This is a genomic window from Pseudomonas laurylsulfatiphila, from assembly GCF_002934665.1.
GTDB lineage: Bacteria > Pseudomonadota > Gammaproteobacteria > Pseudomonadales > Pseudomonadaceae > Aquipseudomonas > Aquipseudomonas laurylsulfatiphila.
In genome coordinates this window covers 22,589-39,762 of sequence record NZ_NIRS01000010.1, presented here as the reverse complement: position 1 = coordinate 39,762, position 17,174 = coordinate 22,589, and the positions used below count along the sequence as shown (strand labels likewise).

Genomic DNA, 17,174 nt, shown 5'->3' with positions numbered 1-17,174 from the left:
GCCTCAGTAAACGGAAGGAGAAAGCACCGAGTCCCGGCGCAGTTTGTCGCCCGCCGGGTTGACCGCCTCGCGCAGGAAACCGAAACCGCTGCGGCGGTCGAGACGGAACAGCGTGTTGGTGACATACACGTCGTCGCGCACACCGACGACCTCCACCACTTCGCTGACGCAGCGGCGGCCGTCGGGCATGCGCGTGAGCTGGATGACCACGTCGAGCGCCGCGCAGATCATCTGCCGCAGGGTGCGCTCGGCGATGCTGCGGCCGGTCAGGCCCACCAGGGTCTCCAGGCGCAGCAGCGCATCCTGGGCGTTGTTGGCGTGTACGGTACTCATGGAGCCGTCGTGGCCGGTGTTCATGGCGGTCAGCACGTCGACCACTTCGACGCCGCGAATTTCGCCGAGGATGATCCGGTCCGGGCGCATCCGCAGGGCATTGCGAATCAGGTCGCTGGCTTTTACCTCGCCATGGCCTTCGGCATTCGGTGGCCGGGTTTCCAGGCGCACAACGTGAGGGTGGCCCAATTGCAGTTCGGCGACGTCTTCGATGGTGACCAGGCGTTCGTGAGGGTTGATCAACTGGCTGAGTATGTTCAGCAGCGTGGTCTTGCCGGTGCCGGTGCCGCCGCTGATCAGGATGTTGCAGCGCTTGCCCACGGCTTCCTGAATGAATTCGAAAATCGCCTGGTCGATGGTTTGCATCGCCATCAGGTCGGAGCTTTTGAGCATGTCCTTGCGGAACTTGCGGATCGACAGGCACGGGCCATCGAGGGCGATAGGCGGGATGATGGCGTTGACCCGGCTGCCGTCCGGCAGGCGGGCGTCGACCATCGGTGAGGATTCGTCGAGCCGCCGGCCCAGCGGCGCGAGAATCCGTTGCATGACACGTTCGACGTGGTGTGAATCGATAAAGCGCAAGTCGCTCAGGTGCAGCACGCCATCGCGTTCGACAAATACCCGGTGCGGGCCGTTGACCAGAATCTCGGTCACCGCCGTGTCGCGCAGCAGCACTTCCAGCGGGCCGAAGCCGGTGAGTTCGTCGACGATCTCTTCGGCCAGGCGCTCCATTTCATAGCGGGAAATCGCCAGGTGCAAGCGAGCGATGTACTCGGCCACTTTGTCGGTCACGAACTGCGACAGCACCTGTCGCGAACCTTCCAGCAGGTTTTTTCCGGACTCTTCGATGGCGTCGATGATGTAGCGGTGCAGCACCAGCTTCAGGCCTTCGTGGTCGGTATTGCCGACCGCGCCGCGCTGGGGTGAACCGAAGAGTTTTTCACTGCTCATTGCGCACCCCTCAAACGGTTGAACCAGCCGGTCTTGGGTTTGACCAGGCCTTCGGAGCGCTTGGCCAGGCGGTCGCCGAGGGCGCGCAGGCTCTGGGTGAGGCTTTCGCGTGGGGCCAGTTCGAACAAGGTCAGGCCCTGGTTCTTGGCGTTGAGCCGCACCTCAGGGCTGTAGGCGAGGGTGGCGATGATCTCCAGGCCAAACGTCTTGCCCAGGGTTTCGGAGTCCGGGGCGACGCTGCGCAGGTAGCGGTCCACCAGCAACCTGGCGTGATCGAGCTTCATGCCTTTTTCGCGCCACAGATTGAGCACCGCCAGGTTGCGGCGGCAGTCGAGCACGTTCTGATCGGTGTACCACAGCAGTTTGTCGCAATGGCTGACGAAGGTGCGCAGCGCTTCGCTGTCCGGCTGCCCGGTGAGGTTGACCACGATGTGCTGGAAGTGTTGGCGCAGGGCGCTGAGCAGCATGTACAGCTCGGCGGCGCTGGTGTGCTCCAGCGGTTCATCGCCGGTAGCGTAAGCGAGGATGCGCAACCCCTCCGCGCAACTGGTGAAGGCACTGTCGATCAGCGTCGCGTCCAGCCGCCGCAGGTGACGCAGCGCATCGCCGAAATGAAACGAGCTCTCCAGACCGAGCAACGCCAGGCTGTCGCCGCGAGGTAAACCGAGGTCCAGGAGCAGGGTGTGCTGACCGCTTTTTTGCACCACTTGCGCCATGTGCGTGGCCAGTAGCGCGCCGTCGGCGCTGCTCTGCACGCCATACAGCACGGTCAGGCCGCCCAGGTGTGTGCTCGGCGTGACGGCGGGCAGGCGTTTGCCCAGGCGCCGCACCAGCCCCGCGACTTCACTGGAGCGCGACCCATAGGCCACGAAGTCCCGGGCTCCGGCACGCATGGCATTGAGTACCAACTGGTTGTCCATGCCGTCGCCCAGCGCGACGATCGCCAGCATCGGCTTGGCTTCCAGCGCGCCTTCGATCAATGCGCTTTGGGCCACCACGTGGTCACGGTCCAGGCCGATGAACACCAGGCTGGCGAAGGTCACGTCCACCAGCGCCAACAGTTCATCGAGGCTGCCGCCACCGGCGCTGACCACCTGGCCCAGGGGCGCGAGAGCACCTTGCAGCCATTCCAGGTCGGTGCTGTTGCGCGTGATGGCGAGGAAGGTTTGATTCAGGTTCTGGCTCATTGCGATAACCCGCTGCGTTTATCGAAGTTGCCGTTTTCGAGGAAGTACAGGCGATACCAGTTGGGGTCGTAGTTGCGCAGTTGCTCACCGGGCAGCGACGGCAGTTGTGCATTAGCCGCCAGCGGCTGCACCAGATGCGGCGTGACGATCATCAGCAGTTCCCGTTCTTCGCGGTTGATCGACGAACTGCGAAAGAACGCGCCGAGTATCGGGATATCGCCCAGCCCTGGAAACTTGTCCACCTGCGAAGTGTTTTGCGTGCTGATCAAACCGCTGATGACAAAACTCTCGCCATCGGCCAGGGAGATGCTGGTGTCGGTGCGGCGGATCGTGAAGGCCGGCACCGTGGTGCCACCGATGGTGACCGCGTTGTTGTAATCCAGTTCGCTGACTTCGGGGGCGACCTTGAGGGCGATCTGGTCGTTGCTGACTACGGTGGGCGTCAGCGTCAGGCGGATGCCGAATTCCTTGTATTCGATGGAATAGCTGTTGCTGTTGGCACTGGGGATCGGAATCGGGATTTCACCGCCGGCGAGGAAGCTTGCACTCTGTCCGCTGATCGCCACCAGGCTTGGTCGCGCCAGGGTGTAGGCGAAACCGCTGCTTTCCATGGCATTGATGATGGCGAGGAAGTTACCGCCGCCGGCGACGATGTTGTACATGTCGTTGGCCAACGGAATGCTCGGCACGGCAATGCGTGGATCGAGGTTGCGCAGCGGGAATACCCGGGGTGTCACAGCGGTGTTGGGGACGGTGCCGGGCGAGCCGAACAGGAAGTTCGAGTTCTTGCCGTAGATCGAGGTGCTGGCTTCCTTGAGTTTGGTGCGGCTGACTTCGACGAAGCGGATATCGGTCTGTACCTGGGACGGCAGCAGCGGGTTGTCGGAGGGCAACTTGCTGGCGCTGGTCATGGCGGCGGTGGCTCGACCCTGGACAAATATCATGCTCTGGCGCGGTGCACTGGCGCAGGCCGTCCAGACCATCAGGCTGGTGGCGCCGGGGGCCATGCCGGTGAGCAGCAAGGCCTGATTGCCGTTGACCCGCACGTCGGCAATTTTCGGATCACCCACCGCCACACGAGTGACGGCCACCGGTGATTGCAGTTCCTGTTGCAGCCCTTCGCCCACTTCCAGCGCCGCCGGCAACGAACCGAGCGCGGCGCAATTGCCCACCGCCGCCGAGACCGCACTGGCTGGCAGGCCGCCGAGCAACGCGACCCAGATCATGCCTTTGAACAACGGCGTAAAACGTCTGCGCATGGAAAGGCGTCCTTGCTCGAATCAGGGGGTTTGTCGGGTGATTTCGTTACCGCGAATGACTTCCACGCTCGGCTTGCGCGGCGCGGCTGCAGAGTGGCTGGCGACAGGTTGGGGCGGCGCAGTCATGGCCAGTTGGCTGAATTGCAGTAACTCGCGGTTGGCATTGGCCAGGCTGGCAGCCGAGGTGCTTTCGCCGGCCCAGTAGCGCGCCAGGCGTTTTTCATCGGCGCTGCGTACGGCCAGGCGCAATACGCCGGCCTGGGTCGCGAGCATCAGGCGGCTGACCAATTGTTCGGGCACGGCGAGCAACACGGTCCGGGCCGTGGCGCGTAATTGATCCTGCTTGAGTTTTTCTTCGTTGCTGCGTGCCGGGCTGGAAGGCTGGCCGTCGTTGGTCAGGCCCAGTTGTTCGCCGACGCCGAGCACCCGCAAGGCCGGCACTACAAGTTGTGCCGTTGGCTGAGGGTTGAGGGTGTCCATGCGCAGGAACAGCAGCACGTCGACATAGTCGCCGGGTGTCAGTTGCCCGCCGGCATTGACGACTTCGTCCACGGCAACCGCCAGGGCGCGCTCATCAGGGCGGATCATCCGTGACAGCTTGCTGCCGGCTTCGAAGCTTTCATCATTGAGCCAGCTCCCGGCGCTGAGGGCGCGCCAGGGTGTGCGGCCAATGGCCTGGTCGAGGCTGGTCAGGCTGCCGGCGGGCACCCTGTGCAGTTTTTCCAGGCTGACATCGGCGGCGGTGATCGGCGCATACGGCGCAACATCGTGGATCAACACGACCACGGGATGAAGGGTAGGGTCTTCTGCCGGAACGGGCGTCTGGACGTTGGCGAGCGGTGCACTGACGGTGGGTTGGGCAACGGCTTCGGAGGCCGGTTGACGGCTCAATGTGAGCCCCCAGTAACCGGCAATGACGGCGCCGACCAGAAACAATCCGGCGAGGCCCAGAGTGACACGGCTGTTCATGAAGGCTCTCCCTATCCTGCTGCGTAAAACCCCGTCAAATCCAACGAGACAACTTCGCAATCAGGCAGCAATGAACATGGAACTATTTCGCTATTTGACCGTAGCGCAGGTAAAGCGAAATGCCATTACTGCGGGGGAAATATCTAACGAAAGTGCAATGTTGCGATGAGATCTCACCTTTTTTTGACGTCAACGAAACGGTTAATACTTTCGTGTTAATGCGTATTTACAGTTGTTGGGCCGGGGAATGCCGACAATGCTGGTGCTGGCACTGGGGAATCATGTTGCGTCCGTGCAACACCCGTCGTCGTCCAGGAGAAATGCCATGTCTTTTTCCAAGCTTGTTGAGAAGGTCAAATCCGGGATCGTTTTTTATAAAAACCTCGCCAGGGATACCGAGGGGGCCTCGGGCATTGAGTACGCCATGATTGCCGGGATGGTGGCGGTTGCATTGGCCGCTTTCGTGACACCGATCAAGACGGCGGTCACCACGATGTTCACCACGATCTCAGGGGCGCTGTGACAGGGGGAATCGGCAACTTGTTTTTGCTTCAGACGGACCCTTACGTCAGCGCTTCGTCCCTTGCAGGTGTGACTTCATGAACGCTCACGCACAGCCACGCCAACAGCTGCTTCTGGTGGATGACGACGAGGACGCATTGCTTGAGTTGGCGGAGTTGCTGGAGGGGGAGGGGTTCAATTGCTTTACCGCCACTTCGGTCAAGCTTGCGCTGCAGCATCTGACCCGGCATCCCGATATCGCTTTGGTGATCACTGATTTGCGCATGCCGGAGGAGAGCGGCATGTCGTTGATCAGACGGTTGCGCGAGCATACGTCTCGCGAGCATTTGCCGGTGATTGTGATGTCGGGGCATGCGGGCATGGATGATGTCAGTGATATGTTGCGCTTGCAGGTGCTGGATCTTTTTCGCAAGCCGATTTATCACGTGCGGTTGTTGGAGACGTTGAATAATCTGTTTCCGTTGCCGCAGGTTTATTTGGTCAAGGGTTGAGTTGAGTACATATCCGTTATTTAGGTAACGGCGGCTGGCGGTTTCGCCCTTACGGCGACTCCCTTTTTTACAAGCGCCTAAAAAAGGAAGCAAAAAACGCTCGCCCCTTACGTACGGCCCCTCGCTGAGGCTCGGGGTTCCTTCGCTGCGGTATTCATCCGGGGGCATTGCCCTCCGGTCGGCTTCGCTTCGACCTACATGCAATGAGTTCGACTGCGTCGAACGGCGCTGCGCGCCCATCCCCGGATGAACACCTCCACTCAGCCTGCCGAGGGGGCGGGTGGATCAAGATCAAGAGCTGCAGGCGAGCTAACGCTCGGCCTGTTGAGTGGTGAAGAGCGTGGGGGTACACCGATCGTCCTTTGCTTTTCTGTGGGAGCGAGCCTGCTCGCGAAGGCGGCCTAGCGGCCGGTCTGATATCTGGATCTACAGCCCGGCGGGAGCAAGCCCCCTCGCCACAAACATCAGCCTTATCAGGCCACCGGCCGCCAATGCCCGACCATGTGCTCCAGCTCTCCGACACCCACCAACTGAAAGTCCCCGCTCGCCCCCGGCTCGCTGGCGAGCAACGTCACCTCACTGGGCAGCCGTACCGGCTTCTTGAACTGCACTGCGATCTCGACGTTCGCCACAGGCAGGTGCCCGGCCAGTGCCGCCAGTGTGCGGGCCTTGTTCCACAGGCCATGGGCGATGGCGGTCGGGAAGCCGAAGAGTCGGGCGCTGGCCGCGCTCAGGTGGATCGGATTGTAGTCGCCGGACACCTTGGCGTATTGCCGACCGATGTCCGAGGGCGCTTTCCAGTGCTCGACTTCGTTCATGTCCAGATTCGTTACCAGGTTCTCCTCAAGCGGTTCGCCCTCGAGTTTGACGCCGCGGCAGAGCATCCGGCTTTGTGCCTCCCACAACGGCCCCAGTTGATCGTCGAGGGTGGTCAGTAAATCGAACGTCGCGCCTTTGGCGTGGGGTTGCAGGTTCTGCACCTGCACGCTGACTCGCGCCCGATTCACCCCGCCCATGGGACGTAGCAGACGAATTCGATTGCTCAGGTGAATCAGGCCCAGCAGCGGGAACGGGAAGTCCCTGGTCGTGAGCAATTGCATCTGCAAGGCAAAGCCGAGGATATGCGGATAGGTCGGCGGCAACAGGCCGTTGTCGGCGAAGCCACAGACCTTGCGATAGGCCGCCAGGCGTTTGGGATCGACGTCGACCCAGCAGCGCAAACCCGAATCGGGCAGGGTGGTGCCGGTGATTTTTCGCCGTGTCGCCGCTCGTGCATACAACCCCGGGAGGCTGGGTTCGCGGTTGAGAGTGTGCCAGTCGGTGATCATCCTCAAGCCCCCAGAGCGCTTTGCCCGCATACGCGCAACGCTTGCCCGGTGAATGCGCCGGTACCCGGTTGCGCGAGCCAGGCCACGGCTTCGGCGACATCCTGTGGCAGGCCGCCCTGGCCGAGGGAGCTCATGCGCCGTCCGGCTTCGCGCAGGCCGAAGGGTATGTGCGCGGTCATTTGTGTTTCGATGAATCCCGGTGCCACGGCGTTGATGCTGATGCCACGTTCGGTGAGCAGCGGCGCCCAGGCTTGCGCCAGGCCAATGAGCCCGGCCTTGCTCGCGGCGTAGTTGGTTTGCCCGCGATTGCCGGCGATGCCGCTGATGGAGGCCAGCAGAATCACCCGGGCATTGTCGTGCAGGGCGCCGCTATCGAGCAGGGCTTTGGTCAGCACTTGCGGTGCGTTGAGGTTGACGGCCAGTACGGCGTCCCAGAAGTCCGGTGTCATGTTGGCCAGGGTTTTATCGCGGGTGATGCCGGCGTTGTGCACCACGATGTCGAGGCCGTCGGGCAATTGTTCGATCAACTGCGCGGCGGCATCTTCGGCGCAGATGTCGAGGCTGATGCTGCGCCCGCCGAGGCGTGCGGCGAGGGCATCGAGGTCGGTTTTGGCCGCAGGCACATCGAGCAGGATGACGTCGGCACCGTCACGGGCCAGGGTTTCGGCGATGGCGGCGCCAATGCCGCGTGCTGCGCCGGTAACCAGTGCCTTGCGCCCGGCGAGCGGGCGCGTCCAGTCGCTGACGGGCGTCGAGCACGGAGCCAGGCGAATGACCTGCCCGGACACGAAGGCGCTTTTGGGCGAGAGGAAAAACCGCAGCGGGCCTTCCAGTTGCGCCTCGGCCCCTTCGCCGACGTAGATCAATTGCAGGGTGCCACCGCTGCGCAATTCCTTGGCCAGGGAACGGCTGAAACCTTCCAGGGCACGCTGCGCACTGGCGGCGAACGGGTCACGCAGGGTTTGCGGATCGCGTCCGAAAATCACCAGGTGCGCACAGTGATCGAGGTTCTTCATCAATGGCTGGAAGAACTCGCGCAGTTGCTTGAGCTGATCGGTGTGCAGCAGGTCACTGCCGTCGAACACCACGGCCTTGAGTTTCGGTCCATGGCCGGGAATCCAGGCCGTGGCCACCGAAGGTTCGGTGCCGTAGCTGTAGATCGCGTCGGTCAGGCGGTTGGCGAAGGCGCTGACGTGTTCTGCCAACGGCCCGCCGCCGATCAGCAGCGCACCTTCCACGGGCCGCAGCCGGCCTGCCTGCCAGCGCTCCAGTCGAGTCGGTGTCGGCAACCCCAGGGCACCGACCAGACGATGGCCGATGGACGAATTGGCGAAGTCGATATAGCGGTCAGACATGGAACGCGCTCCGAAAGCTGGGGTTCAAAGTGTGGACCATGAATGGCGATCAGTCGTTCGATCCACGAGATAAGGCCTACGCTTGGTCATTGTAGGAGCTGCCGAAGGCTGCGATCTTTTGACTTTGCCTTTTAAGATCAAGATCAACAGATCGCAGCCTTCGGCAGTTCCTACAGGGGTAGTTTCAATTTCCTTTTTCATCAGGAGTTCTTATGACCCAACTGCGCCGCGTCGCGATCATCGGCGGTAACCGGATTCCTTTCGCCCGCTCCAACGGCCCCTACGCCACGGCCAGTAACCAGGTAATGCTCACCGCTGCCCTCGAGGGCCTGATCGAGCGTTACAACCTGCATGGCCAGCGCATCGGCGAAGTGGTCGCCGGGGCCGTGCTCAAGTTGGCGCGGGACATGAACCTCACACGCGAGTGCGTACTCGGCTCGCGGTTGTCGCCCGCCACCCCGGCCTATGACATCCAGCAGGCGTGCGGCACCGGGCTGGAAGCGGCGTTGCTGGTGGCGAACAAGATTGCCCTGGGCCAGATCGATTGCGGCATCGCCGGTGGCGTGGACACCACCTCGGATGCACCGATCAGTGTCAGCGAAGGCCTGCGCAAAATCCTCCTGCAAGCCAACCGCGCGAAAACCACCGGCGACAAACTGAAAACCTTCCTGCAATTGCGTCCGAAGCATCTGATCCCCGAATTCCCGCGCAACGGCGAGCCGCGCACCGGGTTGTCCATGGGGCAGCATTGCGAGCTGATGGCCCAGACCTGGAACATCCCGCGCGAAGCCCAGGATCAATTGGCGCTCGAAAGCCATCAGAAACTGGCGGCGTCCTACGCCGAAGGCTGGCACAACGACCTGATGACGCCGTTCCTGGGGCTCACCCGCGACAACAACCTGCGCCCGGATTCGACCCTGGAAAAGCTCGCCGCACTCAAGCCGGCCTACGAGAAAAGCGCCAAGGGCACCCTGACGGCGGGCAACTCCACGCCGCTGACCGACGGGGCGTCACTGGTGCTGCTGGGCAGCGAGGAATGGGCGAAGGCGCGAGGGTTGCCGATTCTTGCCTACTGGCGTGACGGCGAGGCGGCGGCGGTGGATTTCGTCAACGGTGCCGAAGGGTTGTTGATGGCGCCGGTCTACGCCGTGCCACGCTTGCTCGCGCGCAATGGCCTGACCCTGCAGGACTTCGACTACTACGAAATCCACGAAGCCTTCGCCGCGCAGGTGCTGTGCACATTGAAGGCCTGGGAAGATCCGCAGTACTGCAAAACCCGTCTCGGGCTGGATGCGCCGTTGGGCTCGATTGACCGCAGTCGGCTCAACGTCAAGGGCAGTTCATTGGCGGCGGGGCATCCGTTTGCCGCCACCGGTGGGCGCATCGTCGCCAACCTGGCGAAGTTGCTGGATGCGGCGGGCAAGGGGCGGGGGCTGATTTCGATTTGCGCGGCGGGCGGGCAGGGGGTTACAGCGATTATTGAGCGTTGATGCAAAAAAGATCGCAGCCTTCGGCAGCTCCTACACCTACCCTGTAGGAGCTGCCGAAGGCTGCGATCTTTTATCTTTTTAGTTTCAGGTACGGAACCTGCGCACCAGCCCGTCCAGCTCGTTCGACAGCCCGGCCAGGCTCTGGGAATCCAGGCGTGCCGAGTTGGCCAGTTCCGCCACCAGTTGCGCATCGCCATGGATCTGGCTGATGTGCCGGTTGATGTCTTCGGCCACTTGATGCTGTTGTTCCGCTGCCGTGGCGATCTGGGTGTTCATGTCGCGGATCACGTCCACCGACTCGCGAATCTGCCCGAAGCTGTTGCGCGCCTCACCGATGCGCGTCACCGATTGCTGGGACACTTCCAGGCTGGCGTGCATCTGTTGGGTCACCTGGCTGGTGCGTTTGGCCAAGTTGCCCAGCAGTCCGTCGATTTCCGCCGTGGAGTCGGCCGTGCGCTTGGCCAGGGCCCGTACTTCGTCGGCCACCACGGCAAAGCCGCGACCCTGTTCACCGGCCCGGGCCGCTTCGATCGCGGCGTTCAGCGCCAGCAGGTTGGTCTGTTCGGCGATCGAACGGATGGTCCCGAGGATCGACTGAATGTCGTTGCTGTCGCGCTCCAGCTGTTGCATCGACTGGGCCGACTGTTCGATTTCCTGGCTCAGGCGATCCACGCTGTTCACCGCCGCGTCGATCTGTTGCTGACCTTCGCGCGCCTGGCGCTGGCCACTGTCGGCGGATTCCGCCGCCTGGCTGCAAGAGCGCGCAACTTCGTTGGCGGTGGCGACCATTTCGTGGAACGCCGTGGACACCATGTCCACCGCTTCACGCTGGCGTCCGGCGGCTTCGGCCATGTCGCTGGAGACCTGGGTCGAACTCTTGGACGTGGCGAGGATCTTGCCCGCTGCGCCGCCGATGTTCTGGATCAGGTTGCGAATCGCGGTCAGGAACTGGTTGAACCAGTTGGCCAGCTGCGCGGTTTCGTCGTTGCCACGGATTTGCAGGTTCTGGGTCAGGTCGCCTTCGCCTTGGGCGATGCCTTCCAGGCCGCTGGCCACGCTGCGGATCGGACGCACGATGAGGCTGGCAAAACTGGCGCCGACGATGGCGAAGATGACGGCCAGGACGGCGGCGATGATGGCGATCAACCAGGTCAACTGGGTCGCGGAGCTCATCACGTCGTTCTGTTTGATCAGGCCGATGAAGGTCCAGCCCAGTTGCTCCGACGGCCAGACGTTGGCCATGTAGCGCTCGCCGTTCAACTCCACTTCCACCAGGCCCTTGCCGGCCTTGGCCAGTTGCGCGTAACCCTCGCCCAGGCTGTTCAGCGGTTTGAAGTTGTGTTCCGGTTGTTTCGGATCCACCAGGACCGTGCCGGTGTTTTCCAGCAGCATCAGGTAGCCGGTTTCGCCGAGCTTGATCTGTTTGACGATTTCGGTGAGCTGCTTGAGCGTCACGTCGATGCTGACCACGCCACCGTTGGTGCCCAGCTTGTTGTCGATGGTGCGCACGGTGCTGACGTAGGTCGCGTCGTCCTGGGCCCAGTAGTAGGCCTCGGTGCGGAACGGCTTGCCCGGTTTGGCCTGGGCGGCCTTGTACCAGGGGCGCTGGCGCGGGTCGTAGTTGCTCAGTTTCGGATCATCCGGCCACGACACGTAGCCGCCCGCCGCCGTGCCGAGGATGGCATAGGCGTAGGACGGGTGGCTGTTGCCCAGGTCCTGGAGCAGGGTGAAGACTTTCTTGTCCATTTCGCCCTGGGGAACGCTCTCGGCGTTGGCAGCCATGTAAGTCTTGAGGCTGTCGTCGGAGTTTCGGATCAACGGCTGCTTGGCCAGGTAATCGACGTTCTGGCTGATGCCGTCAAAGAACAATTGCATGGCGTTGCTGACCTGACGAATCTCTCGGGCACTGCCGTCGATAAATTCGTCCCTGGCATCACTGCGCAGGTTCAGCACAACGAGGGTGGCGACCAGCACCACGGGCAGGCAGGCGATGATTGCAAACGCCCAGGTCAACTTCTGTTTGATGTTCATCCGCGCTCCAGATTTTCTTGTAGGCCCACGCAGTGCAGATGACTCGCGGTTTATTGGCAGCCGTAATCGTTCTTGGTCAACCCGGGTCCTTGAGTGCGGCATCGCTTTTGTTGTGGCAGCGATTGTCGGACATATCACTTTGTCACTAAGGACTTCGGCTGTTGTTGGAGGAAATTTAGGTCTGTTGAGAAAAATCCTACGGAAAGCTTCAGAAGTGGTGTCAGCTTCTGTCGCAATTGCCTTCAATGTCCTTGCACAACAAGTGATGCAGGCTCGGCTATGATCCGGAGCGACCCGTGGCGGTCGTCGGTTTTACCTGTTGAAATCGGCACATTGTGTGCTTGTGCAATGTTCATAAGTCGGCAACCCCTCCCCCCCGTGAGTGGATTGCCGTATAACGAATGACTTTCGCGTGTTTGGTAATAAAGGACCCACAATAAAAGCTGATGAAGACTCCAAAACGCATTGAACCCCTGATCGAGGACGGTCTGGTCGACGAGGTGCTGCGCCCACTCATGAGTGGTAAAGAAGCAGCTGTTTATGTGGTGCGCTGCGGTAACCAGTTACGTTGCGCGAAAGTCTACAAGGAGGCGAATAAACGCAGTTTCCGTCAGGCGGCCGAGTATCAGGAAGGCCGCAAGGTGCGCAACAGCCGTCAGGCCCGGGCGATGGCCAAGGGCTCCAAGTTTGGCCGCAAGGAAACCGAAGACGCCTGGCAGAACGCTGAAGTGGCGGCACTGTTCCGTCTGGCCAATGCCGGCGTGCGGGTGCCCAAGCCGTACGACTTCCTCGAAGGCGTGCTGCTCATGGAGCTGGTGGCCGACGAATACGGTGATGCCGCGCCGCGTCTGAACGATGTGGTGCTGGAGCCGGACCAGGCACGGGAATATCACGCGTTCCTGATTTCGCAGATCGTGCTGATGTTGTGTACCGGTCTGGTGCACGGCGACCTGTCCGAGTTCAACGTGCTGCTGACGCCGACCGGCCCGGTGATCATCGACCTGCCACAAGCGGTGGATGCGGCGGGCAACAACCACGCATTCAGCATGCTGGAGCGCGACGTGGGCAACATGGCGTCCTACTTCGGGCGGTTTGCGCCGGAATTGAAGAAGACCAAATACGCCAAGGAAATGTGGGCCTTGTACGAGGCCGGCACCTTGCACCCGGCCAGCGTCCTGACCGGTGAGTTCGCCGACACGGAAGAGCTGGCCGACGTGGGCGGTATCATGCGCGAAATCGAGGCTGCACGCCTGGATGAAGAGCGTAAGCAAGCGGCACGCGCGGCGGACGATGCGCCGCCGGGCAAGACCGAAGAACCGCCTCCACCGTGGATGCAGTGATCGGCTAAAGAAAAACCCGGCTTCGGCCGGGTTTTTTATGCCCCTCTGTAGGAGCTGCCGCAGGCTGCGATCTCTTGATCTTGATTTTTTAGAAGCAAGATCAAGAGATCGCAGCCTGCGGCAGCTCCTACGGGGAGGGGGCGCAGCAGCCGGATTCCAGGTTCTTCAGAATCGGGCAATCCGGCCGATGGTCGCCATGGCAGTGCTCAACCAGATCCTGCAGCGTATCGCGCAACTGCCCCAGTTCACGGATCTTCCGGTTCAGCTCATCGATATGCTGACGGGCTAAAGCCTTCACATCGGCGCTGGCGCGCTGGCGGTCTTGCCAGAGGGTCAGCAACTTGCCGACTTCCTCCAGGGAAAACCCCAGGTCCCGCGAGCGCTTGATGAACGCCAGCGTGTGCAGGTCATCATCGCCATACACCCGATAACCGCTGTCGGTGCGATGAGCCGCCTTGAGCAGGCCGATGGATTCGTAATAACGGATCATCTTTGCGCTCAGGCCGCTGTGGCGGGCCGCTTGGCCGATGTTCATCGGTTGTCCTCCAGGTCCTTGGGTTTCCAGGTTTTCAACAGTAGCGCATTGCTCACCACGCTGACGCTCGACAACGCCATGGCTGCACCGGCCAGCACTGGATTGAGGAAGCCAAACGCCGCCAGCGGGATGCCGATCAGGTTATAGACAAAGGCCCAGAACAGGTTCTGCCGAATTTTGGCGTAGGTCTTGCGGCTGATCTCCAATGCAGCCGGTACCAGTCGCGGATCGCCGCGCATCAGGGTGATGCCGGCCGCGTGCATGGCGACGTCGGTGCCGCCACCCATGGCGATGCCGATGTCGGCGGCGGCCAGTGCCGGGGCGTCGTTAATGCCGTCGCCGACCATGGCCACCACGCCGGTTTCTTTCAGTGCGGTGACGGTGGCGGCTTTGTCCGCCGGCAACACTTCGGCATGCACGTCCTGGATGCCCAGCGCCTCGGCCACCACCTTGGCGCTACCGCGATTGTCGCCGGTCAGCAGGTGGCTGCTGATGTTCCGTGCGCTCAGTTGCTGCACCGCTTGCAGCGCGCCGGGCTTGAGGGTGTCACCGAAGGCGAACAGGCCCAGCACCTGCGGTTCGGGGGATTGTTCGATCAGCCAGGACAAGGTCCGGCCTTCTTGTTCCCACGCGATCGCCGAGTCGGCCAACGATCCGGCGTTCAAGCCGCTGTCCTCCAGCAGGCGACGATTACCCAGGGCCAGGCGACGACCCTCCAGTGTGCCGGCAATGCCGCGGCCGGTCAGGGACTGGCTGTCGCTGACGTCGGCCACCTTCAAGTGGCGTTCGGCGCAGGCATCCAGAACAGCCTTGGCCAACGGATGCTCACTGCCGCGTTGCAGGGCGCCGGCCAGTTGCAGCAGGCTCGCTTCATTGCCGTCGATGGCACTCAGATGAGCAATGCGCGGGGCGCCGGAGGTCAGGGTGCCGGTCTTGTCGAATACCACCGCGCTGACTTCATGGGCACGCTCCAGGGCTTCCGCGTCCTTGATCAGAATCCCGTAGCGTGCCGCCACGCCGGTGCCGGCCATGATCGCCGTTGGCGTGGCCAGGCCCAGTGCGCAAGGGCAGGCGATCACCAGCACCGCCACGGCGTTGATCAGCGCGGTTTCCATCGGCGCGCCATACAGCAGCCACCCGATCAAAGTCGCCAAGGCAATCACCAGCACGGTGGGTACGAATACCTGGCTGACTTTATCCACCAGTTTCTGGATCGGCGCCTTTGCGGCCTGGGCGTCCTCCACCAGGCGGATGATCCGTGCCAGTACGGTTTCCGCACCGAGGGCCTGGGTACGCACCAGCAACCGGCCTTCACCGTTGATCGCGCCGCCAGTGACCTTGTCGCCGGGCTGTTTGGGCACCGGCAGGCTCTCGCCACTGATCAGGGCTTCGTCGGCGTGGCTCTGGCCTTCTATCACTTCGCCATCGACCGGGAAGCGCTCACCGGGTTTGACCATCACCAGGTCATTGAGGCGCAGGGCGCTGATGGCGACTTCCTGCTCGCGACCATCGAGCACCTGAATCGCTCGCTCCGGGCGCAAGGCTTCGAGGGCGCGGATGGCGCTGGCGGTCTGGCGCTTGGCGCGGCTTTCCAGGTACTTGCCCAGCAATACCAGGGCGATCACCACCGCCGAGGCTTCGAAATACAGGTGCGGCATGCGCCCGGCGGCGGTGGCCCATTCATACACACTCAAGCCATAACCGGCGCTGGTGCCCAGGGCCACCAGCAAATCCATGTTGCCGGCTCCGGCGCGTACGGCTTTCCAGGCCGCGACGTAAAACCGTGAACCGAAGATGAATTGCACCGGCGTGGCCAAGGCGAATTGCGCCCAGGCCGGGAGCATCCAGTGCACACCGAACGGTTGCAGCAGCATCGGCAAGACCAGCGGCAAGGCGAGGGTGATGGCCATGATCAAGGCCAGGCGTTCTCGATGCAGACGCTGTTGCTGATTGTCGGTTGGCGGGTGTTCGGCTTCCCATACGCTGGCGGCGTATCCGGCCTTGGTCACGGCCGCGATCAAGGTTTGCGGATCGACCTGGCCGAGCAGTTCAAGGTGGGCGCGTTCGTTGGCCAGGTTGACGCTGACGCTTTTCACGCCCGCCACCTTGCCCAGCGCCCGCTCTACCCGACCGACGCAGGACGCGCAGGTCATGCCGTCGATGCTCAGTTCCAGGCTCTGCTGCGGCACGCTGTAGCCGGCCTTGGCCACGGCATCCATCAGGGCCGGCAGGCTGTCGCTGGGTGCCTGGACCCGAGCCTGTTCAGTGGCGAGGTTGACGCTGACGGCACTGGCGCCAATGACTTTGCTCAAGGCGCGCTCGACACGCCCGGCGCAACTGGCGCAGGTCATGCCGGCAATCGGCAGATCGAACGTGGTGGATTCGGACATCGGTCGCACTCCCTGTAGTAGATGACCACAGGATCAACCTTGCCATGCTGGCAAGGTCAAGTGCCAATCTGAAACTCACCAGAGACTAAATGTGGGAGCGAGCCTGCTCGCGAAGGGGGTCTTTCAGGCACATCCATGTTGAATTTGCCACCGTCATCGCGAGCAGGCTCGCTCCCACAAGGGTTGTGGGTCAGTAGCCGAGACCGGCGCGCTTGAGGTACATCCCTTCCTGCGTCATCGCGATCCGGTACTTGAGTACATCACCGGCCTTGAGCTGGATGTCCTGCGACCCCGGCGCGAGCATGCCCGGATTGCAACCCGGCATCTGGCCCGGGAGTAACTTGAGGCGCAGCGAGACGATACCGGGCGGCAGGTTGAACGAGGTGCTCTGCTCCTGAAACAGCCGCGCCGCCAATTGATCCTGGATGTACACACCGATCTCGCAGCTGGTCGCGACTTCCAGGCGCTCGCGGGAAATGATCAGCACGCCATAATCCTGACCGGCAGCATTGATCGAAGGCACGGCGGCGAAAAGGCTGAGAAAGCCAAACAGGCTGAAAACCGACCAGCGCATGGCTGAATCTCCTGAGTTCGAGTCATTGATGGACGCAGCTTGGCCGAGCGTAGCGCCGATTGCCAGCCCGGCAGCTAACTTCAGAACTTGACCTTGCCATGGTGGCAAGCTCGAAACTGGACTCAACCCTCGGAAAAGGAGTCATCCCATGCAAGTGTTCAATGTTGAAGGCATGTCTTGTGGCCACTGCGTCAAGGCCATCACTCAGGCTGTGCAGGCCAAGGACCCGGCAGCCAGTGTGCGGGTCGATCTGGCGGCGAAAGAAGTCGGTGTCGAAAGTGCGCTGACTGCCCAGCAAGTGATCGAGGCGATCAGCGAAGAGGGGTATGGCGTCAAACTGGCCTGATTTTGATAGTTAGCGAGCTACCGGAATGTTCAAGGCGTCCATGCGCGGCTAGACTGTCGGGCTGCCGACTCCT

15 protein-coding genes and 1 pseudogene are annotated in these 17,174 nt (G+C 62.2%); 5 read left to right on the top strand and 11 right to left on the bottom strand.

The genetic code is table 11. The features are described from left to right. Positions 1–3 precede the first annotated feature (3 nt). Genes CD175_RS29755 through cpaB form a run of 4 tightly spaced genes read right to left on the bottom strand, consistent with a single transcriptional unit; the run spans position 4 to position 4,699 of the window. Positions 4–1,284 (bottom strand): TadA family conjugal transfer-associated ATPase, encoded by a 1,281-nt coding sequence (locus tag CD175_RS29755; protein WP_104451474.1) that lies wholly within the window; start codon positions 1,282–1,284, stop codon positions 4–6. After that, positions 1,281–2,471 carry a CpaE/TadZ family protein gene (locus CD175_RS29750; RefSeq protein WP_104451473.1) on the bottom strand — a complete coding sequence of 397 codons (1,191 nt, stop codon included), beginning with the start codon at positions 2,469–2,471 and terminating at the stop codon, positions 1,281–1,283. The genes CD175_RS29755 and CD175_RS29750 overlap by 4 nt, the downstream gene beginning before the upstream one ends. Then, a complete protein-coding gene (locus tag CD175_RS29745; protein WP_104451472.1) occupies positions 2,468–3,730 on the bottom strand; it encodes a type II and III secretion system protein family protein in 1,263 nt (420 codons plus the stop codon). Before CD175_RS29745 ends, CD175_RS29750 begins: the two co-directional genes overlap by 4 nt. Before the next feature lie 21 nt (positions 3,731–3,751). Beyond that, on the bottom strand, positions 3,752–4,699 hold the full coding sequence (cpaB, locus tag CD175_RS29740) for a Flp pilus assembly protein CpaB (RefSeq protein WP_104451471.1): 948 nt from the start codon (positions 4,697–4,699) through the stop codon (positions 3,752–3,754). A gap of 325 nt (positions 4,700–5,024) precedes the next feature. Here cpaB and CD175_RS29735 point away from each other — a divergent pair, with 325 nt between their 5' ends. Together CD175_RS29735 and CD175_RS29730 are read left to right on the top strand one after the other, a co-directional pair. Next, positions 5,025–5,222, top strand: a complete 198-nt coding sequence (locus tag CD175_RS29735; RefSeq protein ID WP_104451470.1) for a Flp family type IVb pilin — start codon at positions 5,025–5,027, stop codon at positions 5,220–5,222. A gap of 76 nt (positions 5,223–5,298) precedes the next feature. Continuing rightward, positions 5,299–5,712, top strand: a complete 414-nt coding sequence (locus CD175_RS29730; protein WP_104451469.1) for a response regulator — start codon at positions 5,299–5,301, stop codon at positions 5,710–5,712. A gap of 473 nt (positions 5,713–6,185) precedes the next feature. On the opposite strand, the gene CD175_RS29720 is transcribed toward CD175_RS29730, so the two are convergent. Beyond that, entirely contained in the window at positions 6,186–7,040 is an 855-nt protein-coding gene (locus CD175_RS29720; protein WP_104451468.1) for a MaoC family dehydratase, read from the bottom strand. Positions 7,041–7,042: 2 nt separating this feature from the next. Then, positions 7,043–8,395: a 3-oxoacyl-ACP reductase gene (locus tag CD175_RS29715; protein ID WP_104451467.1), complete on the bottom strand. Its 1,353-nt coding sequence runs from the start codon at positions 8,393–8,395 to the stop codon at positions 7,043–7,045. A 212-nt stretch (positions 8,396–8,607) separates the two neighbouring features. Here CD175_RS29715 and CD175_RS29710 point away from each other — a divergent pair, with 212 nt between their 5' ends. Next, positions 8,608–9,885, top strand: a complete 1,278-nt coding sequence (locus CD175_RS29710) for an acetyl-CoA C-acetyltransferase (RefSeq protein WP_104451466.1) — start codon at positions 8,608–8,610, stop codon at positions 9,883–9,885. An 84-nt stretch (positions 9,886–9,969) separates the two neighbouring features. On the opposite strand, the gene CD175_RS32220 is transcribed toward CD175_RS29710, so the two are convergent. Continuing rightward, a complete protein-coding gene (locus CD175_RS32220) occupies positions 9,970–10,698 on the bottom strand; it encodes a methyl-accepting chemotaxis protein (protein ID WP_371317838.1) in 729 nt (242 codons plus the stop codon). A 129-nt stretch (positions 10,699–10,827) separates the two neighbouring features. Continuing rightward, positions 10,828–11,916, bottom strand: a pseudogene (locus CD175_RS32215) (cache domain-containing protein); the annotation flags it as partial. 446 nt (positions 11,917–12,362) lie between these two features. Between CD175_RS32215 and CD175_RS29700 the strand changes: the two are divergent. Then, positions 12,363–13,256, top strand: a complete 894-nt coding sequence (locus CD175_RS29700; RefSeq protein WP_007980900.1) for a PA4780 family RIO1-like protein kinase — start codon at positions 12,363–12,365, stop codon at positions 13,254–13,256. A gap of 127 nt (positions 13,257–13,383) precedes the next feature. On the opposite strand, the gene cueR is transcribed toward CD175_RS29700, so the two are convergent. The 3 genes from cueR to CD175_RS29685 all read right to left on the bottom strand — a co-directional run bounded on the left by cueR (position 13,384) and on the right by CD175_RS29685 (position 16,755). Further along, a complete protein-coding gene (cueR, locus tag CD175_RS29695; protein ID WP_104451464.1) occupies positions 13,384–13,791 on the bottom strand; it encodes a Cu(I)-responsive transcriptional regulator in 408 nt (135 codons plus the stop codon). After that, entirely contained in the window at positions 13,788–16,181 is a 2,394-nt protein-coding gene (locus tag CD175_RS29690) for a heavy metal translocating P-type ATPase (RefSeq protein WP_104451463.1), read from the bottom strand. The genes cueR and CD175_RS29690 overlap by 4 nt, the downstream gene beginning before the upstream one ends. Positions 16,182–16,371: 190 nt before the next feature. Continuing rightward, on the bottom strand, positions 16,372–16,755 hold the full coding sequence (locus CD175_RS29685; RefSeq protein WP_104451462.1) for a hypothetical protein: 384 nt from the start codon (positions 16,753–16,755) through the stop codon (positions 16,372–16,374). Between the two features lie 148 nt (positions 16,756–16,903). On the opposite strand from CD175_RS29685, the gene CD175_RS29680 reads away from it, so the two are divergent. Next, positions 16,904–17,101, top strand: coding sequence for a cation transporter (locus CD175_RS29680; protein WP_007996466.1), 198 nt, complete (start codon positions 16,904–16,906; stop codon positions 17,099–17,101). The last annotated feature ends 73 nt before the right edge of the window (positions 17,102–17,174 follow it).